Source organism: Desulfosporosinus youngiae DSM 17734 (assembly GCF_000244895.1).
GTDB classification, from domain to species: domain Bacteria; phylum Bacillota; class Desulfitobacteriia; order Desulfitobacteriales; family Desulfitobacteriaceae; genus Desulfosporosinus; species Desulfosporosinus youngiae.
The window spans coordinates 5079760-5102347 of the sequence record NZ_CM001441.1 but is presented as its reverse complement, the minus strand read 5'-3'; the positions used below and the strand labels follow the sequence as shown (position 1 = coordinate 5102347).

Genomic DNA, 22588 nt, shown 5'->3' with positions numbered 1-22588 from the left:
GTTATACATGAATATGGACGGAATTATTGCCAATGAAATAGAGCTGCTTATGACTGAATCCGGGCTTAGCAAGGGTGTAGTAAACATCATTAATCGTTGGCTCGATTCCAGCTTTGAAATCAAGGGAAGGTATGGATGGGCCCAATTAACCCTTATAACTTGCGATAGCACTGGGGGAGTTTTAGATGAAGGTCTTCAAGGAGCCATCGCTATGGAACTCTATGCCCTGGCGGCTGATATTTTGGACGATATTCAAGACCAAGATAACAACGATCTCCCTTGGCGTAAAGTCCCTCCTGCCCAAGGGATTAATTTAGCTACCTGTATTCTGGTTCTTAGCTACAAAGCGCTTTCGAGGTTAGCTAATTCCAGGCATTTCGAGAAAGTAAGTGAGATTCTTAACCAGATGGGGTTACAAGCGTGTGACGGACAATTTCAGGAGCTTATGAATGACAGTAAAGATAGAATTACGCTTGAAGAATATTTTGAGATTATTAAGAAAAAATCCGGTGGATTGACCGCCGGCGCTTGTAAAATTGGGGCGATCTTAGGAGGTGCCGATCAAACACTTGCCGGCCGGTTCGAACAATTCGGAATGTGCTTAGGTATGATGAGTCAAATCAAAAATGATCTCGATGACTTCCTGAATTTGGAGACGAAAAGTGATTTGATTAAAGGAAGGAAAACACTACCGTTTGTTTATCTTCTGAATGTTCTTAATGAGATAGAAGCTGAAAAGTTAAAGTACCTGAGTACTTTGGCTAGCCAAGGATTAGCTGAATTCGGGATAACTGAAAAAGGACAGTTAAGAGAATTGGTTGTAAACGAGGGCACTATTCATTATTGTTCAGTAATTCACGAGATGTATAAGCAATGTGCGCTGGGGATTTTAAACGGTATTTTAATTTCGGAAAAAAGTAAAGAGAAGTTGATTCAGCTTGTTGGATAAAATGTTTAGGCGGCTAGCACTTCGAACTGCTAATGCCGTCTTTATTTTAGTTTGTCTTGTATATTTTACTATTCTGTTCAATCAACCCTACGTAGGGCTGAGCCTTAAAAATATTGAAGGAAACTGGAACGTAACGTTTAGTGACCCTCATGGCGAGGGCTATCGATCGGGAATTCGCATAGGGGATATGGTTATAAAAATTAATAACGGCGACCCGGGGACGTATCCGTCGACTAAAAAGTGGGGGGAGGCAGAAGGAGCCTCCACGATTACCGTAAAGAGTCCTGAAGCGCCGCTGAGAGTTGTCCAAATTGAGAATCCGCCTTTTGCTTATACTTTGTTAAGTGAACTCCCGGTGGCCGCTTTAGGAGTTATCTTCTGGTTAGTTGGTCTTGTTACAGTATTTAAGCGACCCTTCCTTGTCAAAGCTCATGCTCTGTTCTGGTTTAATTGGCTGGTCGGATTGGTCATAATCTTAGCCCCGGTTTCCAGTCGTGGATTGATCTTGGCGAGAGAAATAGAGGCCATTGGTTTCTCCCTCGTACCAGTCCTCTTAGTGAATTTTATTTCAGTTTTTAATAACAAGGTTAATCGTTTAAATCAACTCATCATTTGGATTTTAGGCATTATTTCAGCCCTTTTAGTTATGATCTTTGTTTTAAACGGGTTAGGGGCTGCAATCGAGGTTGTGGAAATTAGAAAACTCCCCCTCATTAATGGGGTGATCGGGACTGTTACAGTTTTATGGAATTTAGTCTGGCTGATTAGATTGCCCGCTGAGCAGCCCGCGAAAAACCAGGCAGCCATTGTGCTTTGGAGTCTGGCGATAGGCTTGCTGCCCTTTGTAATACTTACAGCGGTTCCTATCCTTCTGGATGTTGAACTTATCGCTAATCCGAAGGTTAGTGCTCTTTTCATTGTGATTGTTCCGCTTACCCTTAGTTATGTTGTCCTAAATAAGAGTTTGCCAAATGGCCGTATGTTTCTCGAGTCCCTTATTATATCTATGGTTTCTGGCATTTTAACTTGCCTGGCTTGTGCTTATTTTTTATTTCTAATAGGAATGATTAATGATTTGAAGCTCGAGACATATCTACTATGGTTGTCTTTAACTGCTATGGCACTTGTCATCTTTAACCTCTTTAAAGCTTTAGTACATTATGCCGCTGATAAGTATATCTTTACTCATAGAAATCGTGGAATTGGAACTAAAATCGTTGAATTACACAGGAATTCGTCCTCAATGAATGAAGTCTTGATTGTTGAAGAGTTAATAAACCAACTCGGGTTGGAAGGTGCCTTTGTTATAGTAGACGGTCAGGAAGAGCGGTACACTAAAACTGCAGTAGGACGATATCTTGGCAATGCAAAAGAGCAAGCAATTATGGAGGATTATTATCGAATAGCTAAAAATACAAGGCATACCATCCAATATTTTACCGGCAATTTTCCTGCGGAATTGTACATACCTGTTGTTTCCGAAGAGTTTGCATGCGGAATTTTCCTGAGCCATCGCCGTTCTTATATCAAATTTAAATCAAATGAAGTACTGATACTCACTAAAGTGTGTGATCAATTAGGTCAACGTCTCAAGTTGATCCGTGACATGAAGCAATTGTCCAGGGAAATAAATGCTATAGAGAAAAAATCTTGGGAAACACAACGAAGAAGCCAGGGGCTGGAAGTAATCAATCGATTGTTATTTAGTAACCTAGAGGAAGAAAAGAAAGTTCTGGCGCGGGAAATACATGACGGAGTATTACAGATAGGCTTAGATCTAAATCGGAGAATGAAAGAATTAATTACTAATTTTTCGACTGAAAGTAATTGTATTCAAGCGATCTTGGAAATGCAGGACATGATGGAGGATTTGAATTATGAACTTCGTTCAATTTGCAGTAATTTGCGCCCATCTTCTTTGAGGGATTTGGGTCTTATTCCTGCTGTCGAGGTCATGTTTCAGCAAATTATGCAAAAAGAGCTTTTGGTTATAGTGCTGGAAGTAAGAGGAGTGACTAGAGAGGCTCGGTTTAATGAGGATATTGAACTGGTAGCGTTTCGATTTTTGCAGGAAGGCATTAATAACGTTATAAAGCATTCTGGTTCCTCCGGAGTAAATGTCACCATTACCTTGGTCAATAAGAAAATTGAAATGATCATGAAGGATTCCGGTAAAGGGTTTGACCCCCGGGAGATAGCTGATTGGTCGTTAACGGGCAATCATTTCGGAATCATTGGCATGAAAGAACGGATAGAAAGCTTGGGTGGAGAGTTTTCTATCACTGCAAAGATTGGTCAGGGTGCGACCCTTAAGGCGTCTATTCCGATTTAGAGCTTACCAATTACCAGATAACTAAGGATTATTGAAGGAGGTGGAAGTGTGATGGTCCCTGGTTTGGAGAAGACCATAAGAGTTGTAGTAGTAGATGATCATACACTCTTTGCGGAAGGGACGGTATCATTGCTATCCTCTGAGAGCTATATCTCCGTTGTGGGAACGGCTAAGAATGGAAGAGATTGTTTAAAACTAGTGAAGACGGAACATCCGGACGTGGTATTACTCGATATTAATCTTCCTGATTTCAGCGGAACTGATTTGATAGAAAAAATAAAAGTGCTGGCTTCAAATGTTAAAATTATTATGCTGACCGGACAAAGCCCAGAGGGGTATGTTGATGCCTCCTTAAATAAAGGTGCCAATGGTTTTCTTCTTAAAGATTGTTCAAAAAGTGAAATGACAGCGGCAATATTGCAGGTCTCAAGTAGTAGCGGTCAGTACTATTTTTCCCAAAACATGGCCCCGTATCTTAGATCTGTAATTGTTGGCGAAGAGACCGGAACGAATACCAGTGAGTCAAAAAGATTCTCACTGACTCCAAAGGAACTAGAAATAATAGAATTAATCGCCCAAGGCTTGCGCAATAGAGAAATCGCTGCCGCCTTGGAGATTAAAAACCGCACTGTGGATTTCCATGTCGGCAATATCTTGTCAAAGTTAGGCGCAAAATCCCGTTTAGAGGCTGTATTGATTTATACAAAGGATAATGGCCTAGGGGATAAGATTAGTTAAAGAATGAGGTAATCTTTTATAAGCAGTTATAGAGTCTAACAGCGAAAAAATACGCTTGAACGTCTTTTTAAGACGGGTCAAAGCGTATTTTTTTGTATTTTTCATCATCAGATGGTGCCGCGCCGGCGGCATGGGGGTCTACCCTGACAAAAAGACCCTAAAGACATGCCAAAGAATCCCCAGACCCGCAAGCAGGGTAGCTTCGTCCACAGAAGCGAACCCATTGCATGGAGAGGCGGTAAAGGCCCACAAGACGGTGCGGGGAGACGGAGCCACGGGTTCACATCAGGTATTACCCGGAGGTTTGGCACGAAAGTGTCCGGTGGACAGTTTCGCCGAAGCGGCTATCTCCAAAGAAGACTTATCCGCTGAAGGTAGCTCCCGCACCGGCGAGTGGGCGACCCTCGGAATGCTGAGGGACATGAAGGCACTGTCTTTGCACGAATTAACTAATCTTGCACGAATGTGGACGAAGCAGCCCGACCTGAGTGCACCTGTAGAAACTACCTGAAAAGTTTATTTGTTTTTCCCGTAGCTTCTACGGATGTACAAATATTGGAAGCCACTTATAATGAACTCAAACATAAAGTTTGAAGAATTATCTGGCCGTCTTTCTCAATAATATCAATACAAAGTTGCAGGAAGCAGAAAGGTTTGGGTAAAGAGGCGATAATTCCGTATTTGTACTACTGTAAAGGAGCCCATTCATGAAATTTAACCGAAAATCCTTAACATTAATATTAATTGATGTAGTACTAGTCAATTTAGCTGCCTTCGGAAGTTTTTACCTCCGTTTTGAAGGAAATATTCCTCAGGAATATTTCTTAACTTATTATCATACAGCTTGGGCCGGAACGCTGATTTACTTAATCATCTTCTCAATATTTGGCCTATATAACCGGCTTTGGCAGTATGCCAGTATCAGTGAACTTCTTTCGATTGTTTATGCGGTTACGGTTGGAACGAGTAGTGTAGTACTCGTCATTTATTTTTTGGCCCCGATGCGCTATCCAAACACGGTGGCCGTGTTATTATGGCTGACCACCACGTTTTTGATCGGAGGCTCTCGTTTCCTGGGACGGATATTACAAGACAGTGTTTTCAACCTGCATTTCTCCGGAATCCCGAAGCGAGTCCTGATCATTGGGGCAGGAGATGCCGGGGCCTTAGCGGTTCGTGAACTGAAAAATTCCAATTATCGTGATGGTTACCCGGTGGGGATCATCGATGACGCTCCGCAAAAGCAAAAACTTAAATTGATGGGAATTCCCGTCTTAGGAACCAGGAAGGATATCCCGCGAGTTGTCAGATCCCACAAAGTTGAAGAGGTTATTATTGCCATGCCTTCAGCCTCAGGGGATGTGATTCGGGATATGACTGAGATTTGCGAAAAAAGCGGGCTTGTCATTAAGATTATTCCCGGTATTTATAACTATTTCAGTGGACAAGTGGATAGCTTAAACGTCCGCGAAGTACAGATCGAAGATTTACTGGGAAGGGATCAGGTGGATCTCGATATTGAGGAGGTAGCGGGTTACTTAGCGGGAGAAACCGTCTTAATTACAGGTGCTGGGGGGTCAATCGGCTCGGAACTCTGTCGGCAAATATGTAGATTTAACCCGCAAAAACTTATCCTGGTTGGACGTGGTGAGAACAGTATTTTTGATATCGAGCAAGAACTGCGTACAGAATGTCCCGGGATTAACGTTATTGCAGAAATCCTGGACGTCAAAGACCGGGAAAAAGTGGAATTGGTTTTTAGCAGGTACAAACCGGGAGTTGTCTTTCATGCCGCTGCTCATAAGCACGTTCCACTCATGGAGCGAAATCCTGAAGAAGCTTTGAAGAACAATATCTTAGGAACTTATAATGTGGCAGAGATCTCGGATATTACCCAAGTAAAAACCTTTGTCCTTATTTCCACAGATAAGGCTATAAATCCGACGAGTATTATGGGGGCCACAAAACGAGTGGCTGAGATGATCATTCAAAATCTCGATCGACAATCCCAGACGCGGTTCGTCACCGTTCGCTTTGGCAATGTCCTGGGGAGCCGGGGAAGTGTGATTCCGACGTTCAAGAAACAGATTGCTAAGGGTGGTCCCGTGACAGTGACTCATCCTGAGATGGTACGTTACTTTATGACCATTCCGGAAGCGGCCCAACTTGTGATTCAAGCGGGTGCCATGGCCCAAGGTGGGGAGGTTTTCATTCTGGATATGGGAAAACCGGTCAAAATTGTTGATTTGGCAGGGGATTTGATTCGGCTCTCAGGCCTTAAAGTGGATGTGGATATTAAGATTGAATATACAGGCATACGTCCCGGGGAGAAACTGTATGAGGAGTTGCTCACAGCAGATGAGGGGACTGCGAGTACGAAGCATCAGAGAATTTTTGTGGCAAAGCCAAATGGAATAAATGCTGAAGGGATTGAGAGTTTGGTGCAGATGATTAGGGAGCGAGGTTCTTACTTGACGAGGGAACAGATCGTAACTGTGTTGGGTGGGGTTGTGCCGGGGTTTAAACAATTTTCGGTGAAGAAAGAGATGAGGAGGGCTATATAGATGATTCCGTTAGCAAGGCCAGATATCACAGAGAAAGAAAAACAAGCCGTACTAGAGGTCTTGGATTCCAATATCCTAAGCTTAGGGCCCAAATTGAATGAGTTTGAGAAAAAAATGGCAGATTACGCCGGAACACAGTTTGCAATAGCCTGTAATAGTGGAACCAGTGGTTTGCATATGATTATCGCTGCTTTAGGAATAAAAGATGGTGATGAAGTAATTACTACGCCCTTTAGTTTTATTTCCTCCAGTAACTGTATGTTATTTGAGCGTGCCAAACCTGTGTTTGTGGATATTGATGAGAAGACCTATAACTTGGATACAACACAAATTGAAGAGAAGATTACCGAAAGAACCAAAGCAATTTTACCGGTTCATGTTTTCGGGCAGCCTGCCAACATGAATGACATCAGACGTATTGCTCTTAAGCATGGCTTAGCGATTATTGAAGACTCTTGCGAGGCGATTGGGGCAGAGTGGAATGGTAAGAAAGCCGGAGCGATGTCTAATGCCGGGGTTTTCGCCTTTTATCCGAATAAGCAAATGACAACGGGTGAGGGTGGGGTTGTTGTTACGAACAATGAAAACCTTGCTAAGTTATGTTATAGCCTCCGGAATCAAGGACGTGGAATTGATACTCAGTGGCTCAATCATGTTCGGTTAGGTTACAACTATCGGATGAGTGACATTAGTTGCGCACTTGGTATTGCCCAATTGGAACGTATTGATGAGATCCTCGCTAAACGCCAGCGAGTTGCTGATTTCTATATGCAAAAACTTAAGGATGTGGATGGAGTTATTCTTCCGACCATAGACCAGAGAGCGAAAATGAGTTGGTTTGTTTTTGTAATAAGGTTTGAAGCATGGATCGATCGAAATCTTGTTATGCAACTACTTTTAGAACGGGGGGTTGGATGCAGGCCATACTTTACTGCGATTCACCTTCAGCCTTTCTATCGAGAGATATTTGGGTATAAGGAAGGGGATTTTCCGGTGACAGAACATGTCGCGAGTGGTACTTTGGCTATTCCATTTTTTAATAATCTCACCGAGGAGCAAATCGATAACGTCGTGGCTGAGATTAGGAGAGCTATTCGGTATGCCTCTCTGCCTGATTCCGGAGCACGACTGAAAGAGACGATATGAACTAGGAGTGTAGAGTGATCATGCTATCTTACGTTAAGGTTAAGAGAGTCATGGATTTATTATTTTCTATTATTTTGTTGATTGCAGTATCCCCGATTATGCTTTGTGCAGCCCTTGCCATCAAGTTAGGGTCCCGGGGGCCCGTGCTCTTTAAACAAGAGCGGCCAGGTAAAGATGGAGTAATATTTACGATTTATAAGTTTCGTACAATGCGCCTGGAGAGGGAGAAAGATGGTCATTCCTTATCCGATATGGAACGGATGACTCGTGTCGGTGGGATTATACGAAAGCTTAGTGTCGACGAGTTGCCTCAGCTTTTTAATATATTAAAAGGGGAGATGAGTTTCATTGGTCCCCGTCCTTTGATGGTTCAGTATTTGGAGCGATATACGCCTGAACAAATGCGGCGGCATGATGTGACGCCGGGAATATCCGGATGGGCACAGATCCATGGGCGTAATCAGGTAGGCTGGGAGACAAGATTTAAATATGATGTGTGGTATGTAGATCATATTTCCTTTGGCCTGGATTTAAGGATTTTCTTTAAGACTTTGGGGATTGTGTTTTTAAGGCGCGGGGTTAATCAGTCGAAGAATCAGACGATGGAAGAGTTTGGTGCGGCTGAGAGGACAATGTCATGCAAATAAAGCGGTATTGGCTTATGGTGAGAATGGCATTTATCAGAAGCGGATTTCGACGAGCGGAATTTGCAAGAAGGAAAGGAATCTATAACGCTATCGGTGAGAATGTTATGATTCAATCCAGAAAAATTCCGCTCTATTCACGCTTAATTCGTTTCCATAACAATATTATGGTTGCCTCGAATGTGACGTTTCTAACCCATGATGTAACACACAATATGCTTAATAAAGCATTTCCTGATAACAAGTTTACAGAAAAAATCGGCTGTATTGAGATCATGGACAATGTCTTTATAGGGGCCAACTCAACGATCTTATATAATATTCGGATTGGCCCCGATGCAATTGTAGCGGCAGGGAGTGTTGTCACAAAAGATGTCCCGGAAAATACTGTTGTTGGGGGGAACCCAGCCAGGGTTATAGGGACGTTTGACGACTACGTGAAAAAAAGATTATCAGACTTAAATACCTATCCGGAAGACTTAAAACCAAAAGGTAAAAGAATCAAACCGGAATTGGCTGTGCATGAGTGGGAGAAGTTCGATGCTAAAAACTAAACCATAAATGAGGTTATGCTGTGAAAGATCTAATTATTGTTGGTGCCGGAGGGCACGGGCGCGAAGTTCTGGAGTGGGTGAGGGACATCAATGAAGATAATCCAACCTGGAACGTGCTGGGTTTTATTGATGACAATTTAAATCAATTGGCTGATAAAAAATGCAGCTATAAAATAATCGGAAGAATAGCGGACTGGAAGATTGAGAAAAATCAATGCTTTGCTTTGGGCATTGCTTCTCCGGTAATTAAAGAAAAGGTAACGAAGCTGCTTAGGGATCGTGGTGCAGAATTTGCTTCAGTTATTCATCCCACCGCCAGAATTGCCGAAAGCGCAACCTATGGTCTTGGATTTGTTGCCTACCCCAATTCGGGGATAGGGCCCGACGCCTATGTGGGCGATTTTGTCACATTATTGTCTTCGAAAATTGGTCATGATGCTTGGGTTGGCGATTACACGACAATATCTTCGCACTGTGGGGTTAATGGAGACGTCAGATTGGGCAAGAGAGTTTTTCTAGGTAGTCATGCAGCGATTGTGCCGAAGAAAAGAATTGGGGATGACGTATATGTGGGACTGGGTAGTGTTGTGATTAATGATGTAGAGAGCAATATGAAGGTTTTTGGGAATCCGGCAAGAGGACTACGTTAAAAACATGATTAAGCATAAAGGAGATGAGAGATATGAGTAACCTGCAGAAATACAATGAGGTTTTTACAACCTTATTTAATATAGATGACAATCAGTTAAACAAAGACTTTACCTTTAAAAATGTCGAGGATTGGGATTCGATTCTTCACTTGTCGTTGATAACAGAGCTTGAAGATACCTTTGATGTAATGTTTGAAACCGAAGATATACTCTCTTTTGGTTCCTACGAGAACGGTATGAAGATACTGGAAAAGTATGAGGTTTCTTTTAATGATGTTTAGGAGGTTCGAATGACAGGCTTATTAAGAGATAAAGTATGTATTGTTACCGGTGCGGGAAGGGGCATCGGTCGTGCAATAGTGGAAAGCTTTGCTGCTGAAGGTGCTTTTGTGTATGCAAATGACGCAAGAGAAGGTTCTGTAGATTCCTGGCTTACTGAAAGTAAACTACGCAATCAAATTAGGCCGCTTTATTTTAACATAACGGATTCGGCAGGGGTTAAGAATGCTTTAACACACCTAAAAAAGGAAAGACAACAGCTTGATGTCCTTGTGAATAATGCAGGGGTTGAATATAACGAGCTTATTGGTATGATATCCCGGGAAAACCTGGAAAGAATGTTTTCGATTAATGTCTTTGGAACCATTGAAATGCTGCAAATGGCAAGTCGCCTGATGTCAAGACAAGATAGTGGCGGCAGCATTATTAATATATCGTCGCTGGTCGGAATCAGAGGCAACCCTGGGCAACTTGTATATTCGGCAACAAAGGGTGCGGTCATAGCCTTGACAAAATCTGCCGCTAAAGAACTTGCCTCGAAAAATATAAGGGTTAATTCGATTGCTCCGGGTCTCACAAAAACAGAGATGATGGAAGCCGCAGATATTGAGAAGTTAAAAGGCAGGATCGCCAACATTAGTGTAGGGCGCATTGCGGAACCTTCAGATATAGCACGGGCTTGCGTTTTTTTTGCTTCGGATTTATCAGGGTATGTTTCGGGACAAGTTCTTGCGGTCGATGGCTGTACGATAATGTGAGGAGGATATTATATGCATTTAGGAATTGATAGGCACAGCCGAGAAATCATTGCCGCCATTGATGATACAGGCCTGGAATTAAGCTATGGCGGATTGTGTGATTTTGCCCAAGTGTTCGGAGCCATGATGCCACGACGGTCTATGGTTTTTTGTCTGTGTGAGAATACAATTGGTGCCCTGTCCGGCTACATTGGCTGTTTATCCAATCGGATTGTTCCTCTTTTGATTGGTGCTGCTATAGACCGCAAGTTGCTAGCCCGGTTGATTGAGGTATATACCCCGGCTTACCTGTGGATGCCCGAGCGGCTGGTATCCGAATTTAACTTGCCCATATTATATAAAGGGTATGGATTTGTCCTTGTTCGTACGGAACATGAACTTTATCCGATCAATGACGACTTGGCGATGCTGCTCACAACCTCCGGCTCAACAGGCAGCCCGAAATTGGTGCGTCATAAATACATCAATCTTGAAGCAAACGCCAAAAATGTGGCCGCTTTTTTTGGCTGGACAAAGGACGATCGTGCTATTGCCGATTTGCCAATGCAATATACCATGGGACTTAATGTGATTAACAGTCATCTGTACGCAGGAGCATCGGTGTTGCTTACGGCGCATAATCTGATGAGTCCTGATTTCTGGCGTAATATTAAGGATCAGCGTGCCACTAATTTCACAGGAGTTCCTTTCAGTTATGAGGTTTTATTTAAACTTCGTTTTACCCGAATGGATTTGCCATATTTGACCACACTTGCCGAAGGAGGAGGAAAGCTGACTACTGGCATGTTTGCTGATCTTGCAGACTACGCCGGCCGTACCGGAAAGAGATTTTTCGCTACCTTTGGCACTACCGAGACATCAGCCCGGCTGGCGTTTTTACCTCCGGAGCTTGCTAAAGCCAAGATTGGAAGTATAGGTCGAGCGATACCTGGGGGTGAATTGTTTTTACTGGATGAAAACGGTAAAGAAATAAAGCAAATGGAAGCTGAGGGTGAGATGGGATATAGAGGGCCAAATGTGACTATGGGGTATGCTTTTTGTCGTAATGATTTGCTGCTGGGTGATGAATGGCAGGGAGAATATCTTACGGGAGATATTGCTAAACGAGATAGTGACGGATGCTATTATATCATCGGCAGAAAAAGTAGGTTTTTAAAGCTTTATGGACTACGCGTCAGCCTCGATCGATGTGAAAGGTTAATAAAGGATGAGTTCAAGATAGATTGTGTGTGTACAGGTACAGATAAACGAATGGATATTTATATCACAGGGGATAGCTGCAAAGATGGAGTACAGCGGTTTATTAGTAAAAAAACTGGGATAGTTATGTCTGCTTATGCTGTGTTTATTGTTGAGAGTATACCGCGCAATGAGTCAGGTAAGGTTCAGTATGAGGCATTAGTTAGAAAGCGGACCTTGCGGGTGATTTGAATCAGGGGTGTTTTGATGAGCTAGATAAAACGGAGGGTGTGTATGGAACTACAGCTGGAGCCGAAGCAAAATGTAACTGCCGTTAAATTTGCGATATCAAAACAAATCCTTGCTAATATGTGTTTTGTGATGTTTTTTGCCTCAGATACGATTTCATTTTGTACGACCCGGCTTTTCGGATTTTATGGCTTGGCGGACTATGCCTGGATTTTGACGTCGATTATTATCTACTTTCCTCTGCTGTTGATGCCATTTGTAAGCGGAGAAAGAAGACGTACACGTGATTTCTTGCTTCTTTGGGTGACTGTATTATTAGCATTTATAGTTACAATTATGGTCCATCCCGAATATGAAACTTGGTTTAAACATCCGCTTTATGGTGTCTGGGATTACATCTTTAGACCGGATCGTGCTTTGTATGCTTATTTTATGGTGCGAATTATTAATGATCCGAAGCAAATACTGAAAAATTTAAAATTTGTCTCCTACATTTTTCTGATTTATGGATTCTATAAATTTACGAATGCAATGCAGGTTGGTAGTTGGCTGACATTGACGGCAAATGGATATGAAGAACTGCCCTATAGTATGAGCTTTGGCTATGACATGATGTTACCTTCAATGGTATTTCTGTATTATGCAATGAGAGATAAGAAAACCTTACACTTGGCACTTAGCATTATGTGTATATTTATGATTTTAGTGGCTGGTTCTCGAGCACCTTTGTTGTGGATTATAGTATTTTTTACTGTGATGCTGATAAAAGGTTTTATAACTAGTAAGGTTAAGGTAATTTGGGGATTGACTGTACCTGTCTTTTTGTTGATATATCTGAAACTTGAAGACTTAACTGGGTTTCTTGTGTTTTTCTTGCAAGCTCGAGGTATATCAGCCAGAAGTATAGACATGCTGTTATCTGGCTCCATAAGTGATGATAACGGCAGAGCAGCAATCTATGATATGTCAATCGAGATGATCAAGAACATGGGCTTTTTTGGTTATGGGCTGTACGGGGATCGTTATGTAATCGGGAATTATTATTTTTGGGGGTATCCCCATAATATTTTCCTGGAGATTTTGATAACCTTTGGTGTCCTATGCGGGGGATTGTTAATCTTCTTTCTGTTATACCATGGTGTCTGGACACTGCTAAAATGCCATGACGATGATTGGCTGGATTTGTTTTTAATCTTTTTGGCTTGCTCTTTAAAGCTGCTGCTCTCTGATTCCTATTGGTATGTGCCTGAGTTTTGGGCTGGGATTGCGGTGGTCTACAGTTGGAACAGACAGCAAAAAATTAGCAAAAAGGAAAGGATGAAACAGATTAATGGGTGATGAAATTCAAGATACTAATGAAATTATTGTTAGTATCAGCTGCTTGACCTATAAACATGAAAAGTACTTAAGGCAAGCTCTTGATTCCATGTTGATGCAAAAGACAACCTTTGCCTATGAAATCATTGTGCATGATGATGCCTCAACGGACAATACAGCCGCTATTATCAGGGAATACGCTGAGAAGTACCCTAATATCATTAAACCAATACTCCAAAGGGAGAATCAATATTCTAAGCATGTATCTATTACCCATAAGTTTATTCTCCCCGCAGCCAGGGGTAAATATATAGCCTATTGTGAAGGAGATGATTATTGGACTGATCCGTATAAATTACAAAAGCAAGTGGATTTTCTGGAAGAGCATCCTGAATATATTGCGACCACCCATGAATGCTGGGAAGTTGATGAAAATGGAAAAATGTTGTCAAGCCGGTACTTTTATGGATACAGAAAAAGTGGTGTTTACACGCTGGAAACTCATCAAAAAAAGAGATTATTATACGGACAAACTGCTACTCTTTTGCATAGGAGAGAAGCCATCGAGCTCAATAATCCTGAGGTGGTCGATAAATATGGGAAGCTAAAAGCAACGGGGGATGTCAAGAAAGCAATGCTCATCTCTATACGAGGGGATACTCATTGTTTCGAGGAAGTCATGAGTCATCATAGGCGTATCTATGCGGGCGGTGATAGTTGGAGTGCACAGCTCTCTAAAATCAATGTCAATAGATTTGTTTTCGATGAATGCCTTGCTATGCAGGACTTTGCCGGAGAAGTGCTGGGGGTTAAGCTGAATTACTCAAAGCTTCTGATTTTATATACTACGATTGCCCTGGGCAAGACGATATTGAAGCCTAATAAAGACAAGTGGGATAGCTTCTTATATATGTGCAGTGTGTTTCCCAGTAAACCATATATTACCGTCAAAATTATGCTGACATTGATTAAGTATCCTTTCCTTGTCTTAACGACAAGAGTCAGCGGTTTGCGTCATAGGCTATTGTATGGTAAAGCCTGAATCTATGCCGCAAGACACAAAAAAGATGGTTGTTTCAGCCTTGTTTTGGAAGTTGCTTGAGAGCTTGGGAGTTCAGGGAATCCAATTAATAATTCAGCTTGTTCTGGCGCGCTTACTCATGCCTAAGGATTTTGGCACCATTGCTTTGATTACTATTTTTGTAAATTTGTCTAATATACTTCTCCAAAGGGGATTTACTTCGGCGCTTATACAGAACAAGGATGTTGATGAGACAGATTTTTCTACTGTATTTTTCATAAGTGTCGCCGGTTCCTGCCTATTGTATTTGTTGCTTTTTTTCGCGGCCCCTTATATCGCCGGCTTTTACAATATCATGGAGCTTTCCATTGTCTTGCGAGTTTTGGCGGTTTCCCTTCCCTTTAGTGCCGCAAATTCTGTGCAAATAGCCTTTGTATCCCGAAATATGCAGTTCAAAAAGCTGTTTTTCAGCAGCATGGGTGCCATAGTTTGTTCCGGAACCATAGGCATTGTGATGGCTCTTGGGGATTTTGCCGTATGGGCACTGGTTTCACAACAGATATCCTATGTAATATTGAACTGTTTCTTTATGGCAAAGGTTGTGAAATGGCGGCCTAAAATGCTGTTTTCCACTCAAAAAGCCGCAGGCCTTTTTTCCTTTGGATGGAAAATGCTGCTTACCTCTTTGATAGATGCAATATATATAGATATTTACACGATTGTCATCGGAAAACTATTTAGTCCCCAGATGCTTGGTTATTTCAACAGAGGGAAACAATTTCCGGGAATAATTGTAACAAGTCTTAACGGATCTATCCAAGCGGTTATGTTTCCGGCTTTTTCCCGGGTTCAAGATGACAAATTGAAGCTTAAGAATATGATGCGGCGCTCAATAGTCACAAGTTCATTTATTGTGTTTCCGATAATGGCAGGACTCGCCGCAGCGGCGAATCCTATGGTGAAGTTAATTTTAACGGACAAATGGCTTTATTGTGTTCCCTTCCTTCAGATCTATTGCGCCTATTTTGCACTTTATCCGATCCACACAGCAAACCTTCAGGCGATTAGTGCAATTGGTCGAAGTGACATTAATTTGAAATTAGAAATCATCAAAAAGTCCGTAGGTATCATCATACTCCTAATAACCATACCCCAGGGAATAGTTTCGATAGCTATAGGCGGAGTTGTCACTGGTTTGATCAGCTTAGTGATCAATTCCTACCCAAACATAAAGTTACTTGGTTACCCAATCCATGAACAGATTGCTGACATCCTGCCTTCCTTTTTTCTTTCCTTGGCGATGGGAATGGTTGTTGACTCAATCATGCTTCTCGAGCTGCCGGTGGGAATAACCCTTACCCTGCAAGTGCTCGTGGGTACTGTGGTTTATTTTGGCGTAGCGGCATTATTAAAGTTTGAATGTTTGAGCTATGTTTTAAAAATGTCAGGATATCCTTTCCGAAATCCTTTAAAAAAACAAAAGGAGCTATGATATGAAAGATCTGGTTATTGTAGGAGCTTCCAATGCAGCTAGGGATGTACTGCAGGTCGTGAAAGAAATAAATAAGATTGAGATGACATGGAATATCAAAGGATTTATTGCCGATAGTGGCTTAGATATTCCTAAACTCACAAATGGAGAATTCGATATTGTTGGTACGATCGCCGAATGGACTCCGAAACCGGCGGAAGACTATGTATGTGCCATAGCTGATCCTGATTCCAAGAGAATCGTGACACAACGATTAAGGGCTAAGGGCGCCAAATTTGCTAATATCATTCACCCGAATGTTGAGATAAATGACTACTGCTCACTGGGAGAAGGAATCATTCTTTACAGAGACGCAGTTATAGGGCCGAATGCCGTTATAGGGGATCATGTTCATATAAACACAAAAATTGCCCATGATTGTCAGATAGGAGATTATTCTACGGTAAGTATTTTATCGGCAATTCTGGGTTATGTAAGGATTGGCAGCGGTGTTTTTGTCAGCGCAGGTTCCACAGTTATTCCGCATATTTCTATTGGTGACAATGCCTATATTGGTGCGGGCAGTGTGGTCATAAAGAATGTTGAAGACAATACGAAAGTATTCGGTAATCCTGCAAGAGAAACAAGGTGAAGGTTAAAGGATATTTGAAGATGACCAAACTGTATTTCTTAAAGAAAGAAAATGCTGCTACTTACTCAGAATTATTTGCCAGAAACGTTTTAGGTAAATGGTTAGAGGTGGATGGAAGTAGTTTATCTATAAGTATTAATGAGTTTGGCAAACCCTATTTAAGAGACTATCCAAATATACACTATAATATTTCTCACAAAAAAGGGGCTATCGTTTGCGCTGTGTCAGACGAACCGGTGGGGGTGGATATTGAAAGAATAACAAACTTTAATAAACGTATTGCCGAGCGGTTTTTTACTCAAAATGAGCAAACTTATATTTTTGCTGATAAGAGAAATCAAGATCAGAGATTTGCCAAAGTATGGACAAGGAAAGAGGCTTATGTTAAATGGATAGGCAAAGGGATGATGATACCCTTTACGTCATTTGATGTTCTCCAATTAGATCATAATAATGTGTTTATTAATACGGAGTTTGTTGGTGGGTATGTTATATCGGTTTGTCATTACAGCATTTAACTTATAGGGAGAAATTAGTTTGAATAATCTATTTTATGATTTAATGAACTCATGGCTCACTAAGGAAGGTGTTAATTCAACCGAAGCCTTACTCCAATGGATCCATGAACAAAACAGGAAACTAGAAGTTAAAATCGAGAGAATATCTTTAGAGGATAGCGATTTTTGGTTCTTTGATAAGCATTCCGGTTTGATCAGGAATAAAAGCAATAGCTTTTTCTCTATATCCGGAATTCAACAATATCAAAAGGATGATCTGCTGATCGAACAACCCGTTATTATCCAGAATGAAATAGGATTCTTAGGAATTATCTTCCAAAGGATCAATGGAGTACTGCACTTCTTAATGCAAGCCAAAATAGAGCCGGGCAACATCAATAAAGTACAGATTTCGCCCACCATCCAAGCAACAAAGAGTAATTTTACGCAAAAACATGGTGGAAAGAGACCTGCTTTTCTTGACTATTTTATAGAAGCAAAACCCAATCAAACCCTTGTTGATCAGATTCAATCTGAACAGTCTTCTCGTTTTTTTAAAAAAAGAAATAGAAATGTTATTTTGAATTTGGACAAGCATATTACGGTACCGCCTACTCATCAATGGATGACATTAGGTCAAATTAAAGAATTAATGGGTTATGATAACTTGGTTAATATGGATACACGCACAGTACTTTCCTGCCTTCCTTTTTCACTGCTGGAAAGAGAAAAAAGAGGATTAGAAGAAATTGAAAATAGATGTAAGGATAAAACCTTGTTACGTTCCATTAGTGGTGCTGCAAGCCAGCCTTTATTGACAGATATTTACCATACTTTTAACAATTATAAAATGTTTAGCGAGATATATACAAGATTGGTGGGACTGGATTGTTTAAAGAACTGGCATATGGAGAACAACAGATTCGTTTGCGGGGATCCTTTTCCCTTTTGTTTGATTTTTTGTGACATATCGATTGAAGGACGTGAAGTGGTTAAATGGACACAACCTCTTTTTGAGGCTCAAGGAATTGCTACTTTTGGACTCTTAAGTTGTGAAGATAATGGCATAAAGAAATTTCTTGTCAAGGCTAAGCCTGAAATCGGGTGCCTTGATGGAATAGAACTAGGACCATCTGTTCAACATGAACCTGCTCAGGAAAGAGATGAGGATAAGATTACTCGTTTATTTTATGAAAAACTTTCTTCCGGTAAGGATGTCAGGGTTAATGTATTGCTTTCTGAAGAAGGCGGACGCTTTTATCATGAACAAAACCGCAATGTCATTATTGAAATTCAGAAAAATGAAATCCCCTCAGATTTGCCGCGAGGTTATTTTTGGAGTGATTATAAAACCCTAAACACTCTTACCCAGGTTAATAACTGCTTAAATATCCAACTGCGAAATCTACTCTCATTGTTGGAGGTGTGAAATGCATAAATTAAGAATTGGGATATTAGGCCCTTCAGAGATTGCTCTTCGCCGGTTTTTGCCAGCCCTTAAAAAAAGCGCACACTTTGAATATGCAGGAGTGGCTGTTGCCAAACCGGATGAGCGAAATCAATCCTGTCATGACCATGAACTAAAAGCCATGTTCAGAAAATCCATGGCGAAGGCTGAGGATTTTATAAGCAAATATGAAGGTGCTATTTTTACCGGCTATGGACAACTGTTGTCTTCCAGCATTGATGCGATATATATTCCATTGCCTCCGGCTTTACACTTTATATGGGCAAAAAAGGCATTGGAATATGGGAAGCATGTGTTGCTGGAAAAACCTTTTACAACGAATTTGGCCGATACCAAGAAGTTGCTTAAAATAGCAAAGCAAAAGAGATTGGCAGTCCACGAAAACTATGCCTTTTGTTATCATGAGCAAATCGGTAAAATTCGCCAGTTGATTAAGGATAGAGAGATCGGAGAAGTAAGGCAGATAAGGACCGCTTTTGGTTTTCCTTACCGGGGAGCTGCTGATTTTAGATATGACAGAGAACTAGGTGGAGGAGCTTTGTTGGATAGTGGGGGTTATCCTATTAAATTGTCAACCTTGTTTCTTGGTAAAACAGCCCAAATAATGACAGCCGCATTACATACTGCCAAAGAGCACAATGTGGATGTATTTGGAAGTGCCACTTTAGAAAATGATGTTGGCATTACCGCTCAGGTTTCCTTTGGGATGGATAATTCCTATAAATGTGAGCTGGAAATATGGGGAAGTGAAGGGTGTATTTATGCTCCAAGAATTTTTACGGCACCTGCAGATTTGACAGCTACAGTAGTACTGAATAAGCAGGAAGGGAAAGTCTATGAGATTGCCAAGAACGATCAGTTCCTGGGATCTATTGATCATTTCTATCATTGTATTCTAGATACCGCAGTACGTCTGAAAACATACGGTGAAATAGAGACCCAAAGCAGACAGATTGATGACATTTTAAATCTAACTAAAAAAGCAGGGGGCAACTATGAATCATCTAAAATCCATACCGGTTGTTAGACCATCCATGCCACCTTATGAGGAGTATATCGGTGAGATCAAAGAGATCTGGAATAGCCGGTGGCTCACTCATTCCGGGCCAAAACACCAAGCTTTAGAGAAGAAACTCTGTGAATATCTGGACGTGGATAATATCTCCTTGTTTGCTAATGGGCATCTGGCCCTTGAACTCGCCATTGATGCCCTTGGTTTGTCTGGTGAAATAATAACGACCCCATTTACTTTCGCATCTACCACCCAGGCTATCGTGCGTAATCGATTAACTCCGGTGTTCTGCGACATAAATGAGGATGATTATACGATTGATGTGAGTAAGATTGAGGCGCTGATAACTGAAAAAACCTCCGCAATTATGCCGGTTCATGTGTATGGCAATGTTTGTGATGTTGATAGGATTGATGCGCTAGCAAAAAAATATAATCTCAAGGTTATCTACGATGCAGCCCATGCTTTTGGTGTGAAGATAAAGGATAAGGCTGTTGGAAATTTCGGGGACATGTCAATGTTTAGTTTCCATGCTACGAAGGTTTTCCATACTGTTGAAGGCGGTGGTTTGACATATAGTAATTCGAAGTACTCGCAAGTACTTTCAAGGCTTCGTCAGTTTGGAATGGTTGGGCAAGAATCAGTACCAACCATCGGAACCAATGCCAAAATGACTGAAATTCATGCCGCAATGGGTCTGTGTAACCTTCGGTATATCAACGAGAATATTGCCAAGAGAGGTCTGGCAGTGAACAGATACCGTGAATTGCTATCGCGAGTCAAAGGATTGACGTTATGCGATCTACAGAAGGATATTAGTCCTAATTATAGTTATTTTCCTGTGCTATTTAATAAGAAGGAATTTGGCATGAACAGGGATGAGGCTGCTGCTCTGCTTGAGAAAAATAATATCCTTGCCAGAAAATATTTTTATCCACTTACAAATGATTTTGGGGCATACCAGGGGTTGTTTAAACTTCAGCAAACACCTGTGGCAAAGAGGATAGCTGATAATGTACTAACCCTTCCATTATATGCTGACTTGACAGTTGAAGACGTGGATATGATCTGTAAGATCATTTTGCAGTAATGGCTAAGCAGGTTGTCTTAACTTTAGAATTGGAGGGAAAGAGATGAAAGGTATAATTCTTGCAGGAGGCAAGGGAACCCGATTGTATCCTATGACCCGGGCAGTATCAAAACAATTATTGCCTATATACGATAAACCGATGATCTATTATCCTCTTTCAGTCTTAATGATGGCAGGTATTCGGGAGATACTTATCATATCAACACCAGAGGATACACCGATCTATGAAAAGCTTTTTGAAGATGGTTCCAGGTTAGGACTTAAACTTTCTTATAAGGTACAAGAAACTCCCAGAGGGCTTGCCGATGCATTTATTCTTGGTAAAGAGTTTATTGCCGAGGATAGAGTTTGTTTAATTTTAGGCGACAATATTTTCTATGGACAAGACTTTGTGCGACTTCTTCATAATGCCAGTGAATTAAAAGAGGGTGCCTACATCTTTGGATATCCTGTGAAAGATGCGCGATCGTTTGGAGTTGTTGAGTTTGATGAAAATAGAAAAGTGGTTTCTATTGAAGAAAAACCAAGCAAGCCAAAATCAAATTACGCTGTTCCGGGGTTATATTTTTACGATAACCAGGTTGTAGAGATAGCTCAAAGTGTTAAGCCTTCGGAACGGGGGGAAATTGAAATTACTGCTGTTAATAATGCTTATCTTGAGCAAGGGGAGCTTAATGTTATTTTGCTTGGCCGCGGTATGGCTTGGCTGGATACTGGTACCCCTGATGGCATGCAAAAAGCTGCTGAGTATGTTGAGGCGGTCCAGTCCAGGCAAGGATTCTATATAGCATGTTTAGAGGAAATTGCCTGGCGGAGAGGATTCATTGATGATCAGGAATTAAACGTTATTGGCGAAAGCTTGAAGATGACGGATTACGGACAGTACATTTTATCTTTATTAAATGAATAATTAAAGTTAGAGCTGAAGTAAGAATTAAAATAGGAATTAAAGTCAGTGTTAAAGGGGAAGGTTTTGACAATGAAATTTATTTTAGTCACAGGAGGCGCTGGCTTCATTGGCAGCAACTTTGTAAAAACAATGTTGTACAAGCACCCTAACTATAAAATTATTAATGTTGATGCATTGACCTACGCAGGAAATCCGGAGAACTTACAAGCTATATCTGATAACCATAACTATTCATTTATCAAAGCAGATATTAGGGACAGACAAAGGATGGATGAACTATTTTTGACCTGCAATATCGATACAGTTGTAAACTTTGCTGCAGAATCACATGTTGATAGAAGTATCGAAGAACCGGAAGTTTTTCTAACGACTAATGTTATTGGGACACAAGTTTTGCTTGATGCAGCAAAGAAGCATTGGAAAATGAATCCTAGTGATAAGTATAGTAAGGAATACAAACCTGGAGTAAAATTCATCCAAGTATCAACAGATGAAGTGTACGGAGCTTTAGGTGAGACAGGTATGTTTGTTGAGACGATGCCGCTAATGCCAAATAGCCCATATTCGGCATCCAAAGCAAGTGCGGATTTGATTGTAAGAGCTTATCATGAAACCTTTGGAATACCAGTCAATATAACAAGGTGTAGTAATAATTATGGGCCATATCAGTTCCCCGAAAAACTGATTCCTCTTATGATCAATAACTGTCTTAAAGAAAAGGAACTTCCTGTTTATGGCGATGGCATGCAAGTAAGAGACTGGCTTCATGTATCAGATCACTGCACTGCAATTGATGCAGTTCTTCATAAAGGCAAAGACGGAGAGGTCTATAATATTGGTGGAAATAATGAAAAAACCAATATAGAAATTGTAAAATTAATTGTTAATACTCTGGGGAAGTCTGAAGACTTAATTAAAAACGTTAAAGATCGTCCTGGACACGATAGAAGATATGCTATCGATAATACAAAAATTACAACTCAACTAGGCTGGGAACCAGCTTATACATTTGAACAAGGGATAAAAGAGACGATTGCTTGGTATATAGAGAATACTGAGTGGCTGGAAAGCATTGCCTCGGGTGATTATGCAAGGGAGGGCTAACATT

At 41.1% G+C, this 22588-nt stretch carries 22 protein-coding genes; all 22 read left to right on the top strand.

Annotated elements, in window-relative coordinates:
- Positions 1-7: 7 nt before the first annotated feature.
- Positions 8-949 (top strand): polyprenyl synthetase family protein, encoded by a 942-nt coding sequence (locus DESYODRAFT_RS23675; protein ID WP_007786950.1) that lies wholly within the window; start codon positions 8-10, stop codon positions 947-949.
- Entirely contained in the window at positions 939-3281 is a 2343-nt protein-coding gene (locus DESYODRAFT_RS23670) for a sensor histidine kinase (RefSeq protein ID WP_242833509.1), read from the top strand. The genes DESYODRAFT_RS23675 and DESYODRAFT_RS23670 overlap by 11 nt, the downstream gene beginning before the upstream one ends.
- 51 nt (positions 3282-3332) lie before the next feature.
- Entirely contained in the window at positions 3333-4019 is a 687-nt protein-coding gene (locus DESYODRAFT_RS23665; protein ID WP_007786947.1) for a response regulator, read from the top strand.
- A gap of 223 nt (positions 4020-4242) precedes the next feature.
- The gene (locus tag DESYODRAFT_RS23660) at positions 4243-4530 is read left to right on the top strand and encodes a hypothetical protein (protein WP_157137240.1); all 288 of its coding nucleotides are present in this window, start codon (positions 4243-4245) and stop codon (positions 4528-4530) included.
- Between the two features lie 196 nt (positions 4531-4726).
- Positions 4727-6583 (top strand): polysaccharide biosynthesis protein, encoded by a 1857-nt coding sequence (locus DESYODRAFT_RS23655; protein WP_007786944.1) that lies wholly within the window; start codon positions 4727-4729, stop codon positions 6581-6583.
- Positions 6584-7729 (top strand): DegT/DnrJ/EryC1/StrS family aminotransferase, encoded by a 1146-nt coding sequence (locus DESYODRAFT_RS23650; RefSeq protein ID WP_007786943.1) that lies wholly within the window; start codon positions 6584-6586, stop codon positions 7727-7729.
- Positions 7730-7749: 20 nt separating this feature from the next.
- Positions 7750-8376, top strand: coding sequence for a sugar transferase (locus tag DESYODRAFT_RS23645; protein WP_007786941.1), 627 nt, complete (start codon positions 7750-7752; stop codon positions 8374-8376).
- Entirely contained in the window at positions 8367-8927 is a 561-nt protein-coding gene (locus tag DESYODRAFT_RS23640) for an acyltransferase (protein WP_007786939.1), read from the top strand. Before DESYODRAFT_RS23645 ends, DESYODRAFT_RS23640 begins: the two co-directional genes overlap by 10 nt.
- 20 nt (positions 8928-8947) lie before the next feature.
- Positions 8948-9577, top strand: coding sequence for an acetyltransferase (locus DESYODRAFT_RS23635; protein WP_007786936.1), 630 nt, complete (start codon positions 8948-8950; stop codon positions 9575-9577).
- A gap of 32 nt (positions 9578-9609) precedes the next feature.
- The gene (locus DESYODRAFT_RS23630) at positions 9610-9858 is read left to right on the top strand and encodes an acyl carrier protein (protein WP_007786935.1); all 249 of its coding nucleotides are present in this window, start codon (positions 9610-9612) and stop codon (positions 9856-9858) included.
- Positions 9859-9867: 9 nt separating this feature from the next.
- Complete coding sequence (locus DESYODRAFT_RS23625; RefSeq protein WP_007786933.1) at positions 9868-10614, top strand: SDR family NAD(P)-dependent oxidoreductase; 747 nt, start codon at positions 9868-9870, stop codon at positions 10612-10614.
- A gap of 12 nt (positions 10615-10626) precedes the next feature.
- Positions 10627-12045 carry an AMP-binding protein gene (locus tag DESYODRAFT_RS23620; protein ID WP_007786932.1) on the top strand — a complete coding sequence of 473 codons (1419 nt, stop codon included), beginning with the start codon at positions 10627-10629 and terminating at the stop codon, positions 12043-12045.
- 42 nt (positions 12046-12087) lie between these two features.
- Entirely contained in the window at positions 12088-13380 is a 1293-nt protein-coding gene (locus DESYODRAFT_RS23615) for an O-antigen ligase family protein (RefSeq protein WP_007786930.1), read from the top strand.
- Positions 13373-14401 (top strand): glycosyltransferase, encoded by a 1029-nt coding sequence (locus tag DESYODRAFT_RS23610; RefSeq protein WP_007786928.1) that lies wholly within the window; start codon positions 13373-13375, stop codon positions 14399-14401. The genes DESYODRAFT_RS23615 and DESYODRAFT_RS23610 overlap by 8 nt, the downstream gene beginning before the upstream one ends.
- 4 nt (positions 14402-14405) lie before the next feature.
- Positions 14406-15872 carry a lipopolysaccharide biosynthesis protein gene (locus DESYODRAFT_RS23605; protein WP_242833508.1) on the top strand — a complete coding sequence of 489 codons (1467 nt, stop codon included), beginning with the start codon at positions 14406-14408 and terminating at the stop codon, positions 15870-15872.
- 1 nt (position 15873) lies between these two features.
- The gene (locus DESYODRAFT_RS23600; protein ID WP_007786925.1) at positions 15874-16503 is read left to right on the top strand and encodes an acetyltransferase; all 630 of its coding nucleotides are present in this window, start codon (positions 15874-15876) and stop codon (positions 16501-16503) included.
- A complete protein-coding gene (locus tag DESYODRAFT_RS23595) occupies positions 16500-17021 on the top strand; it encodes a 4'-phosphopantetheinyl transferase family protein (RefSeq protein WP_242833507.1) in 522 nt (173 codons plus the stop codon). Before DESYODRAFT_RS23600 ends, DESYODRAFT_RS23595 begins: the two co-directional genes overlap by 4 nt.
- A gap of 19 nt (positions 17022-17040) precedes the next feature.
- Positions 17041-18429 carry an NDP-hexose 2,3-dehydratase family protein gene (locus DESYODRAFT_RS23590; protein WP_007786921.1) on the top strand — a complete coding sequence of 463 codons (1389 nt, stop codon included), beginning with the start codon at positions 17041-17043 and terminating at the stop codon, positions 18427-18429.
- Between the two features lies 1 nt (position 18430).
- The gene (locus tag DESYODRAFT_RS23585; RefSeq protein WP_007786919.1) at positions 18431-19495 is read left to right on the top strand and encodes a Gfo/Idh/MocA family protein; all 1065 of its coding nucleotides are present in this window, start codon (positions 18431-18433) and stop codon (positions 19493-19495) included.
- Positions 19464-20570 carry a DegT/DnrJ/EryC1/StrS family aminotransferase gene (locus DESYODRAFT_RS23580; RefSeq protein WP_007786917.1) on the top strand — a complete coding sequence of 369 codons (1107 nt, stop codon included), beginning with the start codon at positions 19464-19466 and terminating at the stop codon, positions 20568-20570. Before DESYODRAFT_RS23585 ends, DESYODRAFT_RS23580 begins: the two co-directional genes overlap by 32 nt.
- 43 nt (positions 20571-20613) lie before the next feature.
- Entirely contained in the window at positions 20614-21480 is an 867-nt protein-coding gene (gene rfbA / locus DESYODRAFT_RS23575; protein ID WP_007786915.1) for a glucose-1-phosphate thymidylyltransferase RfbA, read from the top strand.
- A 69-nt stretch (positions 21481-21549) separates the two neighbouring features.
- Positions 21550-22584, top strand: coding sequence for a dTDP-glucose 4,6-dehydratase (rfbB, locus tag DESYODRAFT_RS23570; protein WP_042339066.1), 1035 nt, complete (start codon positions 21550-21552; stop codon positions 22582-22584).
- Positions 22585-22588 lie beyond the last annotated feature (4 nt).